The organism is Ensifer sp. SSB1 (genome assembly GCF_016652895.1).
In the GTDB taxonomy this organism is placed as follows: Bacteria; Pseudomonadota; Alphaproteobacteria; order Rhizobiales; family Rhizobiaceae; genus Ensifer.
The window spans coordinates 26,050-45,147 of sequence record NZ_JAEPRP010000037.1 but is presented as its reverse complement, the minus strand read 5'-3'; the positions used below and the strand labels follow the sequence as shown (position 1 = coordinate 45,147).

Here is a 19,098-nt window from a genome sequence, read left to right as displayed (position 1 = left end):
CTTCGTCGCGCAATGGACGAAGCTCGGCGGCTCGGCGGCGGATGTCGAGATCTTCGACGTTCCCGGCGCACTCGAAATCCCGCTACATGCGCAGACGCTGGCAAAGACCGGCCGCTATGCCGCAATCCTCGGCACCGCCTTCGTCGTCGACGGCGGCATCTATCGCCACGATTTCGTCGCCGGCACCGTGCTCGACGGCATGATGCGCGTGCAGCTCGACACCAATGTGCCGGTGCTTTCCGCCGTGCTGACGCCGCACAATTTCCAGGAAAGCGAGCCGCTGATCGCCTTCTTCCGCGAGCACTTCGTTACCAAGGGCACGGAAGCCGCCAACGCCTGCGCCCAGATCCTCGACGCCCGCGCCAAGCTGGCGCTGGTCAACGCCTGATCGGCTGCGGGCTCCGACATCAGCCGGCCTGACGGCGCCGCAATGGCGGTTGCCCCTCATCCGCACGGTGAGGGCTCGCCCCTCATCCGGCTGCCGCCACCTTCTCCCCGCACGCGGGGAGAGGGCTAGGGTGAGGGGCAGCCACGCCCTACTAACCTCTCCTGAATCAACTCGTGAAGCGCCTGAATCGGTTCGTCAGCGTTAACGGACAAGCCGCTGTTTCGACTCGTCAAATCAAAGCGCCGCCTCGCCCTTCTGCAAGCTGCGCTCCAATGCCGCCACGCGGTGCCGGTGCCCCGCCACTTCGTAGCCGACGATGGTGACGACCGGTGCCAGCGTCAGGATGACCAGGCACTTGGCCATGTCGAGCCCGGCGATCGCGGCGACCACGGACGCGGCCAGCACCAGCGCGGTACCGGCGAGCAGCCAGAGATGCAGGCGGTCCGCCTGCTGCATGAGATAGGCGTACATCGCGTAGAGCAGCCCGATATAGCAGGCGACGGGCACCGCAACCGTCAGCACCGTTGCGACCGAACCGATATGCGCCTTGTGCTCGATGTAGTAGGCCGCCACATGCAGGCCGGCGCCTGTCGCGACGATCGAGGCGAAGATCGGCATGTGGCCGTAGCCCCAGACAAAGGCCCGCTTGAGGCGGTAGTGGTGCAGGATTTCGGCACTCGGCAGCAGGAAATAGATCCACCACATGCCGAAGGTAAGCCCCGTACCCGCCAGGCAGACGAGCGCGACATTGAGATCCCAGCCCTGCCCCTCGACCACGGCCGAGATCGAGGCGACCGTGCCGACAACCCCTTCCCCGAGCGCGATGATGGCAAGAAGCCCGTAGCGCTCGGCGATGTGATGCGCATGCCAGGGCGTGCCACCGTCCCGCGTCTCGGCGAAATAGGGGCCAAGCATCTCGATCGCCGTGAGCCCGACGACCATGGCGAAGGTCACCAGCAGTGAGAAGTCGACGAAGATCAGCACGATCCAGCCGATCTGGGCGACGCTGATCGCCTTCACATAGGTGAGGCAGGCATTCCGCCGCGCCGGGTCCTGGCGGCTCGCGCGCAGCCACTGGAAGAGCATCGCGACGCGCATGACGACGTAGCCGAGCACCATGATGCCGTTGTCGAGGTGCTCGCCCTTGTCGATCGACTCGAACATCGGCGGCAGGCCGATCGCCAGGATCAGCACGCCGACCATCTGCACCATAGTGACGCTGCGGAAAATCCAGTCGTCCGTGTCATAGGCGGAGGCAAACCAGCTGAAATTGATCCAGGCCCAGCAGATGGAAAAGGTCGCGAGCGCAAAGCCGAAGAGACCGGCAAAGGTGTGCCCCTCGGCGAGAAAATGGGCAAGCTGCGAAGCGGCCAGGCTGAAGGCGATGACGAAGGTCAGGTCGAACAAGAGTTCGAGCGTCGTCGCCGTCCGGTGATGTTCATGCGTGTCGCGGCCGCTCATGCGCGCCACATGATGGTGTGCACTTTGATGCGGCTCGGTCGAGGTTGCTTCATTCATGCGGCAACGTCCTTCAATTGACGATCCGCAAGGATATTCAAATATTTGCAGAAGCCTCGTCAAGGCGAAGCGATAGACCGGACACGAAAACGCCCGGCATCTCTGCCGGGCGTGTCGTCACGATGCCTGAGGGAGGATCAACGGGCATCGAGAGATCGGTTTAGGCCTTGATATCGGAAGTGGGACCCGGACGGAAAAACGCCCGCACCTTTCCTCATCCGGCTCTGGCAGCATCCAGGCGATTGATCGCCTCGACATTGCCGGCCGACGAGCCGTTGGGGTCGAACTCGGATGCGAGCCAGGTATCGACGATCGACTTTGCCAGCTCCGGCCCGATGACGCGCGCGCCCATGGTGATGATCTGGGCATTGTTCGACTTCGCCGCACGCTCGGCCGAATAGGTGTCGTGCGTCAGCGCTGCGCGGATGCCCGGCACCTTGTTGGCGGAGATGCAGACGCCGATGCCGGTGCCGCAGAACAGGATGCCGCGGTCATGCTTGCCCTCGATAACCTGCTGCGCCAGGTTCTGCGAGAGGTCCGCATAGAAACCGGACTGGCTGAGGTCCACGACTTCCACGTCGCTGCGGCCGCTCAGATGGGCGGCGATGACATCCAGCAGGGGCTTGCCGGCGCTGTCGGCTCCAATTGCAATCTTCATGATTGTTCCTTTCGTTCTTCTTGAGCTGCAACGGCCGGAGGCTCAGATCGCTTTGGCGACGCGCTGCAGAATGTCGAGATAGCCAGTGACGTCCCAGGCGGAGCGGCCGATGAAGAGGCCGTCGATATGCGCCTGGGTGATCAGTTCTTCGCAATTGCCGGGATTGACGCTACCGCCGTAGAGCACCGGCACGCGCCGGCCGAGTGTCGCTTCCGCCACGTCGGCGATGCGCTTGTGGCGCTCGTCGGCATAGTCAGCCGTCGCCGGGATACCGTTGACGCCGATCGCCCAGACCGGCTCGTAGGCAAGCAGGATCGTCGCCTTCTTCGCCTCGCCCTCGAGAAGTGCCAGCGCGCCCTCGACCTGGCGCTTCAACACAGCATCTGCCTCGCCCGCTTCGCGCTCGGAAAGCGTCTCGCCGATGCAGATCAGCGGCACCAGGCCATGGCGCGCGGCGGCTGCCGTCTTCAGGCCGACGGTGCGATCGGTCTCACCGAAATGTTCGCGCCGCTCGCTGTGGCCGAGCTCGACCACGTCGAGGTTGCAATCCGCAAGCATCAGCGGCGACACCTCCCCGGTCCAGGCGCCGGCATCGTCCCAATGCATGTTCTGCGCGCCGACCTTGACGCTGGTGCCGGAAAGTCGCGCCTTGACCTCGCGCACAGCCGTGAACGGCGGGATGACGAAGCGCTGGATGCGCGCGTCACGCGTCGCGTCGGCAGCCGCCAAACCTTCGGCGAAGGCCATCGCCTCGGCGAGCGTCTTGTTCATCTTCCAGCTGGTGCCGACCCAGAGGCCTGACTTGCTCATGCTTTCTCCTTGCGATTGTCGACCCTGACCAGCCGGATGCCTGCCTCTTCGAGCGGTGCGGCATGCTCGGCCGCAACTTCGGCGCCGGTCAGCACCGCGTCGAAGGCATCGAGCCCGGTCAGGAAATGGAGCGCCGAGCGCCCGAATTTGTCGTGATCCACCAGCAGGTATTTGCGCTTGGCCGCCTTCACCATCAGGCGCTTGGCCTGAACGACCTCCTGGTCCTGGTGAAAGGCCGTGGTGCCCTCGATCGCCGAACTGGAGAGAAAGGCGATATCGACGCGCAGCGACCTGAGCGCCTCGTCGGTAACAATGCCGAAGAAGCCATTGAACTTCTTGCTGTACTGTCCGCCGAGCGCGATGACGTTGATGCCGGGCGCGCCCGAAAGGCTGGTGATCACGCCGAGATTGTTGGTGATGACCGTCAGCGGTCGAATGTCGCGGATGCAGTCGGCGATCGCGCCCGTCGTCGAGCTGTCGTCGATCAGGATACTCTGTCCCGGCTCGATCAGGCTTGCCGCATGTTCGGCGATCCGCCGCTTTTCGGAGATCGCAATCTTCTCGCGGTAGCGGAAGTCGCTTTCGAATTGCGGGCTCGACTGGATCGAGGCGCCGCCGTGCACCTTGCGCAGGAGGCCTGCCTGCTCGAGGTCGTCGAGATCGCGATGCACCGTCATTTTGCTGACGCCGAAGCGCAGCGACAGATCTTCGACGGACGCCGTTCCGGCCTCCATCAGCACATCCATGATCGCCTGTCGCCTGTCTTCCGGCTTCATCGTCTGGGCCCCGATTTCACGCGACCTCAGCCACGCTCACAGTGAGAAGATAACACCTATTTGTGATATTTCAATTTGAGTAACGTTATTTTGTGATCTTTTAGTGTGATTTTTCTGTGCGATTGAAGCCCGTGTCGATGTGGGGCTCCCAGAATTCGACCGACTCCCGGATCATCTCGACGACGTTGTGGTCGGTCGGCTCGCGCTCGCGGAAGGAAAGCTCCAGGCAGATTTCGTTGTCGGTACCGCCACCGGCCTTGACCGCGCCGATCAGCTTCTCCGGCGTGATGCGGCCGTCGCGGTTATAGGCTGCGGTAAACGGCCAGTGCCCGCCCTTGTTCATCGACGACTGCTTGATGTGGATGATCGGCGAACGCTCCGGGAAGGCGCCTGCCCAGGCATAGGGATCGATGTCGTCGGGGTTTTCGGAGGTGACGTCGCCGTGGTCGATATCGACCATCATCTTCATCGGGATCGGCAAATGGGCTTCGGCGAGCCGCCGGTCGAGCGCCCGGCATTCCTCGATCGTGTGGCCGAACTCACGGCCGACCGACATCGGCTCCCAGAAGACATAGGAAAGCCCCGCCGCTTTGCCGTGCTCGGCAACCTCGCGCCAGCAGTCGATGGCGATCCGCATCATCTCCTCGCGCCGCACCGGGTCGTCGTAGTCGCGAAGCGTGAAGATCGCGAATTGCGTGCCCATGCCGGAGGCGCCGAGTTCGGCGGAGATATCGGCAAAGGTCTTGAACCAGTCGACATAGTAGCGGCGCACATCCGCGTCCGGATGGCCGAAATGGTTGAGCCTGCCGTAGGGACCGGTCATGCCCGAGGTGATCTTCACGCCGGTACGGTCGATTGCCCGACGAAACTGCCGGAGGGTCTTGGCGATCGTTGCCGCCGGCCAGCCCGGATTGACGAACTCGTGGGTGAGCTGCACGTAGCCGATGCGGATCTTCTCGGCGATCGTGTCGATCAGGTCATCGGGTTCGGCGAAGCGGTTGACCAGCGGGTTGGTGTTGAGCGACAGCGTGAAGGCCACGGCTTTACTCCCGGCTACCAGATGAATTTCGGAAGGATAAAATCTGGACTGGCACCGTGCTCGGCAAAGAGCTGGCGACGCTCCTCGTCCGAGGCGCGCTCCAGGATCCCCGTCGTCACCAGCACCGAGTGAAGCCCTGCATTTACAGCACCGGCAATGTCGTGCTCGATGCTGTCGCCGATCGCACAGACCCGCGTCGGATCGGGCTGCCCGAGAAATTCGAGCGCTGACACATAGATGTCGGCAAAGGGCTTGCCGATCCAGCGAACGGTGCCCCCGAGCTCCTCGTAAAGCTCGGCGATGCGGCCGGCGCCGAAGGCGGTCCCTTCCTTCGTCAGCATCACCTTGTCGGGATTGGTACAGAGACAGGGAACGCCGCGCGCGGCCGCAGGCGCAAGCAGCGTCTCGTAGTGCGAAAGTGGGTAGACGTCGCCCTCGCTCGCGGCGAGAAGCACGAAGTCGGCATCAGCACCGCCAGTCGTGCGTTCGAGGTCTAGTCCGGTCAGCGGCGAGACGTCGCCGTCGCGGCTGATCAGCAGGCACTTGCGCCGCGCACCGACAGTGCTCTCGCCTTCCCGCCTGAGGATCTGCCAGGCGACCTCGCCCGAGGTCAGGAACCAGTCCCAGCTTCCCGAGACGAAGCCGAGATCGACGAGGCGGCGGTCGTTCTCCGCCGAGCGCTTGCCCGAATTGGAGAGAATGATGATGCGTTTGCCCGCATCCTTCAGCCGAGCCAGCGTTTCGGCCGCGCCAGGATAGGGCCCGCGACCATCCCGCAGCACACCAAACTGATCGATCAGGAAGGCATCATAGCGATCGGCGATCGCGCTCAGTCTTTCGATAGCTTGGGCAACCATCACAACACACCTGCTATTCTCGCGCCGGCCAGCGCCAGTCGCGCCGTACCGGCGGCTGCCTCTTCGGAAAGAACCGGCAGGAACGGCACGCCGAGCTTGCGCGCCCGGATCGCGGTCCAGGCCGCGTTCTTCGCGCCGCCGCCGACGCTGCGGAGCGATCGGAGCCCTGGCCCGCCAAGCGATGTCAGCCGCGAATAGGCAAGGCTCTCGACGCCGGCGATGCCCTCGAAGATTGCCTTGAGGAAGGTCGCATCATCGGCTGGCCGCGGGCTCATGCGCGGAGTGAAATCCGGATCGGCGATTGGGAAACGCTCGCCGGGCTTCACCAGCGGATAATAATCGAGCCCAGTTTCGATCGCCGGATCGATCCCGGCCGAAAGGGCCGCAATCCGTTCCGGCGAAAAATGCTCGGCCAGCACCACGCCTCCGGTGTTCGACGCCCCGCCAGCCAGCCACATCTCGCCGATGCGGTGGCTGTAGAGCCCGTATTCCGGCGCAAACAACGGACGGTCGGAAAGCATCTTCACCGTCAGCGTCGTGCCGAGCGCACTGACGCCGTCGCCCGGTTGATCTGCGCCGGTTGCGAGAAACGAGGCGCACCCGTCCGTCGTGCCGGCAACGATCACCACATCGCTTGAAAGCCCGAAGGCATCAGCTGCCACCGGTGCGATCGTCGCGATCGGCGCGCCGGCCGGCAGCACGTCGGGCAACAACTCGACGCGGGCGCCGGTCTTTTCCATCCAGTCTGGCCAGCAGCGCGACACCGGATCATAGCCGGTCTTCAGTGCATTGTTCTCGTCGGAAACATCGTAGAGCCCGGAGAAATACCCGGCCAGCCAATCGGCCTGATGGATCACCCGAAACACGCCCGGCACAGTCTGGAAAGCGAGAAGCTTGGCAAGGCCGGATGTAGCGCCATGGGCAGCGCTTTCACGCGGCGCATGGGCAGAGACCGCGTCGAGAAGTGCGCGGTCGGCAACCGGATCGTTGTACATCATCGGCGTCGCCAGCGGCGCGCCGGCCTGATCCACCGGCAGCATCGTGCCCGAGGTGCCGTCGACCGCGAGCGCTGCAACCTTCCGCCTGTCGACACCCCCAAGCGCTTCCTCGAGCGCCGCCTGCACAGCCTTCCTCCAGCCGATGGGATCGCGGTGATCCCCGGAGAAAGACGAGAGCTTCGCCGCACCGGATGCGAGGATAGCACCATCTTGCGCCATGACCACCGCCCGGGCGCCTGATGTGCCGAGGTCGATGCCGACGACGAGCCTGTCCGGTTGGCCGCTCATTGCAGCACCTGCCCGGCGCGATTGAGTTGTTGGCGGTATTTCTCGGCATCCCAGCCGAGAAGTTCGGCATTCTCTGCCTCCGTCAGGTAGCGCAACCGCGCGTCCGCCGGGATGCGTGCCGTTACGTCGGCAAGGCAGCGCGCCATGGCGAAGGCGCCGGCAGAAATCTCCTTCTGCACCAGCACGCCCTTGCCGGGGAAAAGCAGCAGTGGCGGCAGGCTCTCGCCACCCGCACGCCGCTTCGCCTCGATCGAAAGCGCGGTTTCGCCGGGTGCGGCCACCACGACGCCCTTGCCGAGGAAGATCACATGATCCGGGTAAAGGCTGCCGCCGGCGGCGAGCCGGCAACTGTCGAGATCAGCCGCGACCGCATGCAGGCCGGCATCCTCCGGCAAGCGATAGTCGCTGTCGACAGCCAGCCGCGAAAGGGCCGCAAGGTCGGCCGCCGGCGCGTGGCGCTCCTGCCCGGTCAGTCGACGCGTGATGTCCGTCAGCAGCATCGCCGCATCCGCCACGGTTTCGGCAGCGACGACGAGGCCGTGATTGCCAAGCACCAGGACCGTGGTGTCGTCCTGCAGGCGCTCGGCGATCGCCCTGGCCAGCGGCAGGCCCGGCCGGGCATAGGGCACGAACACGTGCGGGACACCGGCAAGCCGCTCGGCGGCGATCGCAGCGCCATTGGTCTGCACCGCCGTCGCGATCGTCTCGACGCAGTGCACATGCACCACCACCTTCTGCGGCATCAGCGCGTGCACGGTGGTTTCGATCGACGGGCGCAGGCCGGAGGGGTTGCGCTCGGCTATCACGAAATCCTGCGCCTTCTCGGTCGCCGGATCGTTCGCCTCCAGCGCATCGAGCAAGGGCTCGAGCGCCACCGGCACCATGACGTCGCGTTGGCGCGCATGCGCCAGCCAGAGGCCCGAGGCCTTGATCCAGAGCGTGCCGCCCTCCTTGATAGAGGTGTTGCCGCCCGCCCCCTGCACCAGCAGCGGATCGGACCCGGCGCGGGCCGAAAGATCGAGAAGCGCTTCGAATTCCAGACTTTGCATCCCGGCCTCCTTCACGCCGCCGCCTGCTGGCGTTCGAGCCAATGGCTAAAGGCCTGCCGCTCGGCCGGCGTCATGTGCAGGCCATGCTTGGTTCGGCGGTCCAGAATGTCGTCCGTCGTCAGCGCCCACTCGTTTTCGATCAGGAAGCGCGCCTCGCGCTCACGCAAATGCGGACCGAAGGCCGGCCCAAGGTCGTCGAGCGATTGGGCGCCGGCAAGCAGCGCATGCGTCCGGGTGCCATAGAGCCGCGCATAATGCTTGGCGAGATCGGCGGGCAGCCAGCGATAGCGAGATCTGAGTTCACCCAGGAACAGATCGAAGTCGGCATCGGCCATGTCGCCGCCGGGCAGATGGCTCTTGGCCGTCCAGGCCGATCCCATCTTCGGAAAGAAGGGTTTCAGCCGCTCCAGCGCATGTTCGGAAAGCTTGCGGAAGGTGGTGATCTTGCCGCCGAAGACCGAAAGCAGCGGCGCCCGTTGATCGGCCGCATCGACCTCGAAGATATAGTCGCGGGTGACGGCCGAGGGGTTTTCGGCATTGTCGTCATAGAGCGGGCGCACGCCGGAGAAGCTGTAGACGATGTCATCTGATGTCAGTTGTTGCTTGAAATAGCGGTTCACCGACTTCAGCAGATAGGCGATCTCGTTGTCGTCGGCGGCCACATCCTCCGGCCGGCCTTCATAGGGGATGTCCGTCGTGCCGATCAGCGCAAGGTCGTTCTGGTAGGGATTGATGAAGATCACCCGTTTGTCCGGGTTCTGCACCAGATAGGCCTGCCGCCCCTCCCAGAACTTCGGCACGACGATGTGGCTGCCTTTGACGAGGCGCACGCTGCGGCTGGAGTTCAAGCCCCCGATCCGGCCGATGACGTCGTTGACCCAGGGGCCGGCAGTATTGACGACACAGCGCGCCTTAGCCTCGGTCCTGGCACCGGTGCGCGTATCGGTCATCTCGATATGCCAGAGCCCGTCGCGCCTTCGGATCGAACTGCAGGCGGTGCGCGTCAGCACCCGCGCGCCGCGGGCCTGGGCATCGAGCGCGTTCAGAACGACGAGCCGGGCGTCATCCACCCAACAGTCGGAATATTCGAACGCCCTGCGGTATTCGCGCTTGATCGGCGCGCCCTCGGGCGCGGTCGCAAGATTGAGGCTGCGCGTTCCCGGCAGGCGCTTGCGCCCGCCGAGATGGTCGTAAAGGAAGAGCCCGAGCCTTACCAGCCAGGCCGGCCGGTCCTGAGGGTTGTGCGGCAGCACGAAACGCATCGGCCAGATGATATGCGGCGCGGATTCCAGCAGTACTTCGCGCTCGATCAGCGCCTCGCGCACCAGGCGGAACTCGTAATATTCGAGGTAGCGCAGGCCGCCATGCACCAGCTTGCCCGAGCGCGAACTGGTGCCCTGCGCCAGATCGTCCTTCTCGCACAACAGCACCGAGAGCCCTCGCCCGGCCGCGTCGCGCGCAATGCCCGCGCCATTGACGCCGCCGCCGACGACAAACAGATCGTATACTCCGGTCTCGGAACTCACCGTCGGCACTCCTTTGAATTCGCGCATTCCGGACAGAAAACCGCATCGCATTTTGCGGGCATTGCTGCAGTCCTCGCCATGCCTCAGGCCACCTTCGTCTTGTCTTGCAGGCCATAGGTGGAGAAGCCTTCGACCACGCCGGATATCTCGGTTTCCGACAGGACCACCGGACCACCGATCAGCAGCGTGTGGTAGTATTGCTTGGCGATCGTCTCCAGTTCGACCGCCGCCCACATCGCCTTCTCCAGGCTCGCGCCCGTTGCGATCATGCCGTGGTTCGCCATCAGACAGGCGCTGCGTCCTTCGAGTGCCCGCAGCACACTGTCGGAGAGTGCCTTGGTGCCGTAGCGTTCATATTCGGCGACGCGCACGTCGCTGCCGCCGAAGGCCGCGATCATGTAGTGGCAGGCCGGAATCGGTTTGCGGGCGATCGCCAGAATGGTCGAATACATCGCATGGGTATGGACGACGGCGCCGATCTCCGGCCGCGCACGCAGGATATCCAGGTGGAACGGCCATTCGACCGAGGGCTTCTTCGGCCCCGACCAGCTTCCGTATTCGCCCTCGATCGGCATGGCGACGATCATCTCGGCCGTCATTGCCTCATAGGGAATGCCCGAGGGCGTCACCAGCATCGTGTCGCCGTGGCGCGTGCTGATGTTACCCGAAGTGCCCTGGTTGAGCCCGATGGCGTTCATGTGGCGGCAGTGATCGACGATCGACTGGCGCAGCTCGCGTTCGCTCATGGCGCGTTCCTCAATTCTGATCGGTTAGAGCGGGATGTGGGCGGAAACCCGCCCACGCCTTTCCTCGGCCCGCTCTAGCAAGGGTGAACCGGCGGCAGGCCGGCGATGTAACGGCGGACCTCCTCGGCGGCCATTTCGGCGGCAAAGGTCACGGTGCGCACGGAAGCGCCCGCGATATGCGGCGTCAGCGTCACGTTGGGAAGCTGCAACAACGGCCATTCCTCCGGCACCGGCTCCACCGCAAAGGTCTCCAGCATCGCCGCCGAGAGATGACCACTGACCAGGTTCTCGTAGAGCGCGTCGTAGTCACAGAGCGGCCCGCGCGCCGTGTTCACGAAGATCGCGCCCGGCTTCATCTTCGCAAAGGTCTCGGCATTCATCATGTTCCGCGTCTCGTCGGTGACGCGCGGATGCAGCGTCACGAGGTCGGAACGGGACAGAAGCGTGTCGAGCGAGACCTGCTCGACGCCGGCATTCAGATCGTCGGCGGAAAGCTGCACATAGGGGTCGTGCACCAGAACCCTGGTGCCAAAGGCGCGCAGCAGGCGCACGACCTTGGTGCCTATATTGCCGTAGCCGATGACTCCGACGGTCATTTCGCAGAGTTCGCGACCGGTGCGGTCGGCGCGGTAGAGATCGCCGCGCCATTCACCCCTGCGCAGCGCCTCGTGACCGGTGCGGATCAGCCGCGTCTCGGCGAGGATGGCGCCAAGCGTGAATTCGGCAACGGCGCTCGCATTGCGGCCTGGCGTGTTGACGACGCGCACCCCGACATCGCGTGCGGCACCCATGTCGATGTTGACCGGACCGCCACGCGAGACGGCGACGAGCTTCAGGCCCGGCAATGCTTCGAGCATTCCGCGAGACAGCGGCGCCAACTGCGTCACCAGGATTTCCGCGTCACCGATAAATGCGATGATGTCCTCGGGCTTGCCGAGATATTCCTTGAGGCCATCCATGCCTTCGACGGCATAGCCGTGCTCCATCGGCACATCCGGCCAGGGCAGTTCGAGGGTGCGGATGTCATGGCCGTTGCCGGTCGCCTCGACGATCTTGTCGCGGAACACGTCCGGCAGCATGAACCGGTCGCCGATAATGGCTATCTTCTTCATTTCGGTCTTTCCTGTTGGTTTCCGGCGTCAGCACTTTGGGAGAGTGCGTGCCAGACGGGTCTGAGCGCTGTTCGCGACTGCTGGTAGGCGGGGAAAAGTTCGTCAAAGCGGCGGGCAAGTGCCGGATCGGCGGCTTCAGCCGGCCGTTGATAGGGCGTGACCCAATCGCCAAGGCAATCCGCCATCGAGGGGTAGATGCCAAGCGAGACGGCGGCGATCATTGCCGCACCGGCGGCACCCGCCTCCTCCCGCTCGCTCGTCTGGACGCTGGCGCCGAGGGCCGCACCGAGGATACGGCGGAGCGATGCGCTACGGGCAGCGCCACCCGTCAGGCGAATACGGCCGGGCAGTGACCCCATCTCGGCGTAACAATCGCGCGCCGCCATGGCGAGCCCATCGAAGACCGCCTTCACCATGTCGGGAAAGCCATGGGTGATCGACAGCCCGACGAAAGACGCCCGCGCCGTCGCGTCGACGAAAGGTCCACGCTCGCCGGCATCCGAGATATAGGGCTGGAAGATAAGCGGCGTGTCCTTGGCGTCGGCGAGCCAGCCATCGACATGGGCGAGTAGATCGCTCTTCGATTTCTCGACCCCCATGCCCTTCAAGAGGCCGGAAGCCACGGAGAGGATCCAGTCGATATTGAGCGTCGCCGCCATGTTCGACTGCATCTGCGCGTAGGCGCCGGGGATCGGCATGCACATGGTGTAGCCGGTCAAGTCCCGGTTCAGCCGCACATCGTCGGCGCCATTGGCAAGCCGCATGTGCATGCCGGTCGAGCCGATGATCGAGCAGCCGGTATCGGTGCCCGGATCGTAGAGCCCGGCGCCAAGGGCTGTGCAGACGACATCGACATAGCCAAGCACGATGGGCGTGCCCTCGGTGAGACCTGTGATACCGGCCGCTTCCGCCGAAAGCGGGTGATGGGTCGCAGCACCGTCGACGATCTCCGGCAAGACATGCTTGAGCTTTTCGAGGCCGAGAAAGCGGATCACGTCGTCGTTGTAGGTGCGGGTGCGGAAGTTGCCGAAGCTGAAATTCGCCTCGGAGGGATCGGTCGCCCGTTTGCCCGTCAGCTTGAAATAGAGCCAGTCCTTGCAGTGGAAGGTGGTGGCGACGCCCGAAAGCATCTCGGGCGCATGGTCGCTCATCCAGCGAAGCTGTGGCCCCTGCTGGCAGGCGGCAAGACCCGCGCCGGTGCTTTCGAACCGGGCGACGTCGCCGCTGTCGCCACGCAGCCGCTCCACCGTTTCGCCGGCGCGCGCGTCGAGCCAAAGCCACCCCTTGCCGACCGGCGCACCCGTTCTGTCGATCATCCAGGTGCCATCGCCCTGACCGGTCACAGCGATCGCGGCAACACGGCCAGGGAGGTTTTCGATCTTCTCGGAGAGTTGCTTCAGCGTCGTTGCCGCGTCGGTCCAGGTGCGGTTCAGATCCTGCACGCTGCCGGCGCGGCCCACGGCCTCATAGGCGTTCGGCAGCGCCGCCGTGGCGATCTGCCGGCCGCGGAGATCGAAGGCCACCGACTTGATGACCGACGTGCCCGCATCGATGCCGATGAGGATGTCCCGCATCAGGCGAGCTCCTGTCCATGGCTGATCGCACGCCCACTCTCGCCATCAAAGACGTGCAGGCTCGACGGATCGAGATGAATGCCGATCGGCTGGCCGACATTGAGCTCCGTGCGATCATGCTCGACCAGCACCATAGTGCCGCCGGCAAAGTCCGCGGCGATATGAGTCTGGTCGCCGAGCCACTGGTTGACGGCGACGCGGCCGGTCACGCCGTCAGCGCTGCGGCGCACCGAATAGGGCCTAATGCCGAGCACCACCTTCTGCCGCTTGATGAGTGCATCGCGCACCGCATGCGAGAAGTCGGATGCCGGATATTCGAGCCGCACGCCGTCCTTGAGGCCAAAGGCCATCTTGCTTTCGGAGCCTGTGACACTGGCCTCAAACACGTTCATCGGCGGCTCGCCGACGAACGTGCCGGTGAAGAGATTGGCTGGCCGCTCCTTGATCTTCTGCGGCGTGTCGAACTGCTGCAGCACGCCGCCTTCCATGACGGCAATGCGGTCGGCGAGCGCGTTCGCCTCGGTCTGGTCGTGGGTGACGAGGATTGCCGTCAGCCCGCGCTCCTTGATGAAATGCTTGATGCGGCCGCGAAGCAGCGCCCGAAGCTGCGGCTCGAGTTGCCCCATCGGCTCGTCGAGCAGGTGCAGATTGGCGTCGCGGATGAGGGCTCGGCCAAGCGAGGCGCGCTGCTGCTGGCCGCCGGAGATCGAGCTCGGATAGCGTCCGAGAATGTCCTCGATTTCGAGCAGTTTGGCGATACCGGCCACCTTCTCGTCGACGACGCTCTGCGACAGCTTGGAGGCCTTCAGCGCGAAGGCAATATTCTCGCGCACCGTCAGTGGCGGATAGAGCGAATAGCCCTCGAACGCCATGGCGACGTTGCGGCGCACCGGCGGCAGGGTCTGGACCTCGCGCCCGGCAAGCGAGATCGTGCCGCGCGATACCGCCTCGAAGCCGGCGATCATGCGCAGCGTCGAGGTCTTGCCGCAGCCGGACGAGCCGAGCAGAGCAATAATCTCGCCCTTCCTCACATCCATGTTCAGCTTCTTCACGGCATGCACGCCGTAGTCGACTGGACCGTAGAACTTGTCGACGTCCTTGATCAAAAGAGCGGTGTCGGTCATGCCGCTTCTCCATTACGCTTGGCTGCAAGGTCGGCGCGCGGCAAAAGAGCGCCGCTCGTCTTGTCGAAGAGAAAGGCCTGCATGCCATTGACGGCAATATGGGCAGGACCAGCGGTCGGACCAGGCGTGCCGGCAGGGCGTGACACCAGGATTTCGCGGCCACGGGCCGTCAGCGCCAGCGTCACGGTCTTTTCGTTGAGCGGCGTTTCCGCCTCCACCGTCACGGGAATAGCGCCTGACGCTGCCGCATCGACGAAGCTGATCGCCTCCGGACGCAGGCCGAGCACGCACGGCCGGCCGACGACATCAGCGCCGTAATCGACAAGCCGCACCCTGACGTTCGAGAGCTCGACGAACACCCCTTCGCCGCCGAGCTGCGGCGTGACATCGAGCAGGTTGATAGTGGGATCGCCGAAGAGCCGCGCGATCTCGATATCGGCGGGCGCATTGTAGATCTCCTGCGGCGTGCCGACCTGACGGATACGGCCCGCTGCCATGACTGCGATCCGGTCGCCGAGCGCCATCGCCTCCTTGTAGTCCTGGGTGACGTAGACGACGGTCGCACCTTCCGCAGCCAGGAGCCGCGGCAGTTCCAAACGCATCTCGAAGCGGAGCTTCGCATCGACGTTGCGCAGGGGATCGTCAAGCAGCAGCAGCGGCGGCGAGCCGACGAGCGCACGGGCAAGTGCGGTGCGCTGCTTCTGGCCGTTCGAAAGCGCCTTCGGGTGATGCGTCAGCACGTGGTCGATCTTCAGCAGCTTGGCGACCTTCTGCACGCCCGCCGCTATTCTCTCCTTCGACGATTTCGCCGCCGTCAGCGGGCTTGCGATATTGTCGAAGGCGCTCATGTGCGGGAAGAGCGCGAAGTTCTGGAAGGCCATGCCGACACCGCGATGTTCGGCATCGACATCGGTCATGTCCTCGCCGCCGATCAGCACCCTGCCCTCGTCCGGCTCGATGACGCCGGCAACCAGCCGGAGCAGCACGGTCTTGCCGGCGCCGGAGGGGCCGAAGAGCACCAGCCGCTCGCCATCGGCAACATCAAGCGTGAGGTCGTCGAGAACCGTCTGGCTCTTGTAGCGCTTGACGATATTCTTCAGTTGCAGCGTGGTCATGAGTTACCCTTTCACCGCGCCGAGCGACAGGCCTTCCACAAGGTAGCGCTGGGCGTAGAGTGCAAGTGCGAGCGTCGGCGTGACCGAGAGCACGATGGCCGCCGCGATCTGTCCGTATTGGATGCCCGAGGATGTGACGAAGGCAAGCGCACCCACCGTCACCGGCTGCTTGTCGGCAGAGGCCAGCACCAGCGCGAAGACGAAGTTGTTCCAGGCGAAGATGAAGGCAAGCAGGCCGGCCGCAGCAATGCCCGGTCCTGCAAGCGGCAGGGCGATCTTGCGGAAGGTTGCGAACCAGGAATGGCCCGCGATGCGATAGGCATATTCGACGTCGGCCGAGATATCCTCGAAGTAACCGCGAACGATCCAGAGGATGAGCGGCAGGCAGATCAGCTGGTAGACCCAGATCAGGCCAAAGTAGGTGTTGGAGAGGCCGAGCCACTGGAAGTACTGGGTCAGCGGCAGCAGCACCAGCAGCGGCGGCGCAAAGCGGAAGGAGAGCAGCGTGAACGCGATGTCCTCCGAGCCCTTGAACTTGTGGCGGGCAAAGGCATAGGCCGCGGGCACGCCGAGCACCAGCGACACGGCAACGGATGCGACCGAGAGGAAGATCGAGTTGCCAAGATTGCTCATGAAGGCGATGTCGAGCGAGCCGGCCGCCGTCTGCAGCTTGCCGGTGATCAGCGCCGCATAGTTGGAAAGCGTCGGCGAGAACACGATCGACGGCGGGATCGCCAGGATCGTCTCGTTCGTCTGGAACGACATCAGGAAGATCCAGAAGATCGGGAACATGAAGAAGACGACGACGAGCGTGAGGGCGAGACCGCGTAAGGTCCGCTCGAGCGGAGACATGGTTTCCATTGATCCCTCCTTTAAGCTTCGCCGCGAGCGCGTTCGCGCAGCCGCAGCCAGTTCTTGATGAAGACGTTGGACAGCGTGTAGGTGATCGCCCACAGGATGATCAGCAATGCCGCCGAACGACCGACATTGGTCGACTGGAAGAAGTTGAGATAGGCCTCGACCTGGAAGACGGTGAGCGTGTTGCCGGGTCCGCCTTGGGTCATCGCGTAGATGATGTCGAACTGCTGGATACTGTCCAGCAACCGGAAGAGCGTCGCCGTCAGGATGTAGGGCGTCAGCATCGGAAGCGTGATGCGGAAGAAGACGAAGCTGCGCGGCACGCCGTCGAGAGCTGCCGCCTCGAAGGGCTGCGTCGGCAGCGAGCGCAGACCCGCCAGAAGCAGGATCATGATGAAGGGCGTATAGACCCAGATATCGACGAGCACGACGGTCAGCAGCGCGGTATCCGGCGAGGATGCCCAGCGGAAATCATGCAGGCCGATCAGGCTCGCGAGGTAGCTGAGGATACCGAAGCTCGGATTGGTCATCAGCTTCCACATCAGCGCGGCGAGCGCCGGCGCGATCATCAGCGGCAGGAGCAGCATGATCGAGATGAAGTTGTTGACCGCAGAGCGCCGCTGCAGAAGCAGCGCGATACCGAGACCGAGCAGCAGTTCCAGCGTCACGGTGAGGCCGGCATAGAGCAGCGATACCTTGAGCGTGTTCCAGAAGGCCGGATCGGTGAAGAAGTTGAGGTAGTTTTCGCCCCAGTTGAACTGGCGCGCCCAAGGCTGGCTCAGCCGGTAGCGCTGGAAGGAATAGATGACCGCCGTGAAGAACGGGATGAGGATGCCGATGCAGACGAGCAGCGCCGGCAGGCTCAGCACATAGGGAAGCATCTTCCTGCTGATCCTGAAACCGGAGGTCGGTCTGCGGAGGGTTTCTGTTGAAGCCATGTCGAGCTCCGTTCCTGAAGTCTTGAAAGAGCACGCGGCGCGCGGAAGCTCGAGCCCGCGCCAGTCCTCGGCATCTCAGGTTGTTTTCGGTACGACCTCAAACGGATCGCCACAGACCGGCCTTTGCCGGCATCTCGGGATGCCCGGCACTCGCAAGCGCCGGGCATCGCTTGGGAGGCCTATCAGCCGAGACCCGCCTCTTGCAGCTGGCGGTTGATGCTTTCGACGAGCTGGTCGAGACCCTCATCGACCGGCACTTGCTTGGCGACCATCTTCTGCAGCGTCGATGCCCATTCGGTGGTGACGTCGAAGAACAGCGGCTGCGGCGTGAACTTGATGGAGGCGCCGGCGGCCGAGGCGTCGAACATTTCGACATAGCCCGGATACTTGCCGTTCAGCTTCTCGCGGAAGATCTCGTCCTTCCAGATCGACTGGCGAACCGGATCGACGAAGTCCATCTTGGTGGCGCCGAACAGCGCGTGCTCCGGACCGGAAGCCCACTGCAGGAAGTACCAGGTGGCGTCCTTGTCCTTGGAGAAGTTGGACATGGCGAGCGACCAGATCCAGATGTTTGGCGTCGAGGCGGTCGCTTCCGGGTTGGCGGCAAAGGCGGCATAGCCGAGCTTGCCGGCCATCTTGTTGTCGCCGCCGTTCATGAAGTAACCCAGGCAATCGGCGTCGAAGATCATCGCCGAGGCGCCGGCGCCAAGGTCGGTGCCGACCTGATACCAGGTGTAGGTCGACCAGTCCTTCGGGCCGCTTTCCTGGATCATCTGCACGAACTTGGCGTGGTAGGCCTTGGATTCCGCCGTGCCCATCGCTGCCGACAGCTTGCCGTCGGCCGAGACGTTCAGGTCCTTCTGGTTGAAGTTGGCATAACCCGACAGGAAGCCCGGATGGATCGTCGCCCAGGAGCGCGAACCGCGAACGCCGATGCCGTAGATGCCGCCGATGTCCTTCTGCAGCTTGGCCGCAACCGCAATCATGTCGTCGAGGTTCTTCGGCAGCTCGACGCCGGCCTTGTCAAACATCTCGCGGTTATAGGTGATGTTGTTCTGCTCGAACGCCCACGGAATGCACCACTGCTTGGCGTCTTCCGAACCGAGCGCCCCACCCGGCTGGCCGTTCCAGGCGCAGGAGTTCTTCACGCCTGCGAGGAAATCGTCCCAGTTGTAGTTCGGGTTGGTCTTGGTCGGATCCTTGATCCACTCGTTGAGATCGGCGATCCAGCCGGCCGGACCATAGGTCCAGGTCATGTAGGCGCCGGTCATGAAGGCATCGTATTCGGCCGAGCCCGAAGACAGCGCCGCCGTCACCTTGTCGAAATAGACGTCTTCCGGGAACACGTCATAGGTGACTTCGATGCCGGTCAGGTCCTTGAAGGCCTGAAGGTTGGCGATCATAGCATCGGCGTAAGGGTGCTTGTTCAAAAGCAGTTTCAACTTCTTGCCGGAATGCGCCTTCCAGTCGAAATCGGCGGCGAGCGCCTGCGTCGACATCATGTTGAACAACGTGCCGGCCGTGCCGGCTGCCAGGCCTGCGGCACCCAATCCCTTGAGCATGCCGCGGCGGTCCACCTCCCCACGCAGGAATGCGCTGATGAGGTCCTTCTCCTTCTCGTACATTCGTCTTCTCCTCCGTTGCGGGTATGATTGCGACTGCCGGCTACCCCACCGGTATTCCTCCCTTTAAGACCCTGGGCAGATCCTCCCTGCCCTCATGGC

At 64.0% G+C, this 19,098-nt stretch carries 18 protein-coding genes; 1 reads left to right on the top strand and 17 read right to left on the bottom strand.

Annotation, left to right across the window (positions count from 1 at the left end; all coding sequences use genetic code 11):
• Positions 1-388, top strand: a 388-nt coding sequence (locus tag I8N66_RS11940) for a 6,7-dimethyl-8-ribityllumazine synthase (RefSeq protein WP_291153926.1), incomplete at its 5' end; no start/stop codon positions are given.
• A 234-nt stretch (positions 389-622) separates the two neighbouring features.
• Here the strand turns inward: I8N66_RS11940 and I8N66_RS11935 are convergent.
• From I8N66_RS11935 to I8N66_RS11855, 17 genes are all read right to left on the bottom strand, one after another.
• Positions 623-1,906 (bottom strand): low temperature requirement protein A, encoded by a 1,284-nt coding sequence (locus tag I8N66_RS11935; RefSeq protein ID WP_291153924.1) that lies wholly within the window; start codon positions 1,904-1,906, stop codon positions 623-625.
• Between the two features lie 214 nt (positions 1,907-2,120).
• Entirely contained in the window at positions 2,121-2,564 is a 444-nt protein-coding gene (locus I8N66_RS11930) for an RpiB/LacA/LacB family sugar-phosphate isomerase (RefSeq protein WP_291153922.1), read from the bottom strand.
• Positions 2,565-2,606: 42 nt separating this feature from the next.
• Complete coding sequence (locus tag I8N66_RS11925) at positions 2,607-3,374, bottom strand: triose-phosphate isomerase (RefSeq protein WP_291153920.1); 768 nt, start codon at positions 3,372-3,374, stop codon at positions 2,607-2,609.
• A complete protein-coding gene (locus I8N66_RS11920) occupies positions 3,371-4,150 on the bottom strand; it encodes a DeoR/GlpR family DNA-binding transcription regulator (protein WP_113540357.1) in 780 nt (259 codons plus the stop codon). The genes I8N66_RS11925 and I8N66_RS11920 overlap by 4 nt, the downstream gene beginning before the upstream one ends.
• Positions 4,151-4,250: 100 nt before the next feature.
• Positions 4,251-5,189: a TIM barrel protein gene (locus I8N66_RS11915; protein WP_291153917.1), complete on the bottom strand. Its 939-nt coding sequence runs from the start codon at positions 5,187-5,189 to the stop codon at positions 4,251-4,253.
• Positions 5,190-5,203: 14 nt separating this feature from the next.
• Complete coding sequence (locus tag I8N66_RS11910) at positions 5,204-6,046, bottom strand: TIGR01459 family HAD-type hydrolase (protein ID WP_291153915.1); 843 nt, start codon at positions 6,044-6,046, stop codon at positions 5,204-5,206.
• Positions 6,046-7,332: an FGGY-family carbohydrate kinase gene (locus tag I8N66_RS11905; protein WP_291153913.1), complete on the bottom strand. Its 1,287-nt coding sequence runs from the start codon at positions 7,330-7,332 to the stop codon at positions 6,046-6,048. Before I8N66_RS11905 ends, I8N66_RS11910 begins: the two co-directional genes overlap by 1 nt.
• Positions 7,329-8,381, bottom strand: a complete 1,053-nt coding sequence (locus I8N66_RS11900; protein ID WP_291153911.1) for a class II aldolase/adducin family protein — start codon at positions 8,379-8,381, stop codon at positions 7,329-7,331. The genes I8N66_RS11905 and I8N66_RS11900 overlap by 4 nt, the downstream gene beginning before the upstream one ends.
• A gap of 11 nt (positions 8,382-8,392) precedes the next feature.
• Positions 8,393-9,934 carry a glycerol-3-phosphate dehydrogenase gene (locus I8N66_RS11895; RefSeq protein WP_291153909.1) on the bottom strand — a complete coding sequence of 514 codons (1,542 nt, stop codon included), beginning with the start codon at positions 9,932-9,934 and terminating at the stop codon, positions 8,393-8,395.
• 56 nt (positions 9,935-9,990) lie between these two features.
• Positions 9,991-10,653 (bottom strand): class II aldolase/adducin family protein, encoded by a 663-nt coding sequence (locus I8N66_RS11890; RefSeq protein WP_291153907.1) that lies wholly within the window; start codon positions 10,651-10,653, stop codon positions 9,991-9,993.
• A 74-nt stretch (positions 10,654-10,727) separates the two neighbouring features.
• On the bottom strand, positions 10,728-11,765 hold the full coding sequence (locus I8N66_RS11885) for a 2-hydroxyacid dehydrogenase (protein WP_223724999.1): 1,038 nt from the start codon (positions 11,763-11,765) through the stop codon (positions 10,728-10,730).
• Positions 11,762-13,339 (bottom strand): FGGY-family carbohydrate kinase, encoded by a 1,578-nt coding sequence (locus I8N66_RS11880; protein ID WP_291153903.1) that lies wholly within the window; start codon positions 13,337-13,339, stop codon positions 11,762-11,764. Before I8N66_RS11880 ends, I8N66_RS11885 begins: the two co-directional genes overlap by 4 nt.
• Positions 13,339-14,463 carry an ABC transporter ATP-binding protein gene (locus I8N66_RS11875; RefSeq protein WP_113540366.1) on the bottom strand — a complete coding sequence of 375 codons (1,125 nt, stop codon included), beginning with the start codon at positions 14,461-14,463 and terminating at the stop codon, positions 13,339-13,341. The genes I8N66_RS11880 and I8N66_RS11875 overlap by 1 nt, the downstream gene beginning before the upstream one ends.
• The gene (locus tag I8N66_RS11870) at positions 14,460-15,578 is read right to left on the bottom strand and encodes an ABC transporter ATP-binding protein (RefSeq protein ID WP_291153900.1); all 1,119 of its coding nucleotides are present in this window, start codon (positions 15,576-15,578) and stop codon (positions 14,460-14,462) included. The genes I8N66_RS11875 and I8N66_RS11870 overlap by 4 nt, the downstream gene beginning before the upstream one ends.
• Positions 15,579-15,581: 3 nt before the next feature.
• Positions 15,582-16,439, bottom strand: coding sequence for a carbohydrate ABC transporter permease (locus I8N66_RS11865; RefSeq protein ID WP_291153898.1), 858 nt, complete (start codon positions 16,437-16,439; stop codon positions 15,582-15,584).
• A gap of 11 nt (positions 16,440-16,450) precedes the next feature.
• The gene (locus I8N66_RS11860; RefSeq protein ID WP_113540369.1) at positions 16,451-17,374 is read right to left on the bottom strand and encodes a sugar ABC transporter permease; all 924 of its coding nucleotides are present in this window, start codon (positions 17,372-17,374) and stop codon (positions 16,451-16,453) included.
• A 182-nt stretch (positions 17,375-17,556) separates the two neighbouring features.
• Positions 17,557-18,999, bottom strand: a complete 1,443-nt coding sequence (locus I8N66_RS11855) for an extracellular solute-binding protein (RefSeq protein WP_291153895.1) — start codon at positions 18,997-18,999, stop codon at positions 17,557-17,559.
• Between the last annotated feature and the right edge of the window lie 99 nt (positions 19,000-19,098).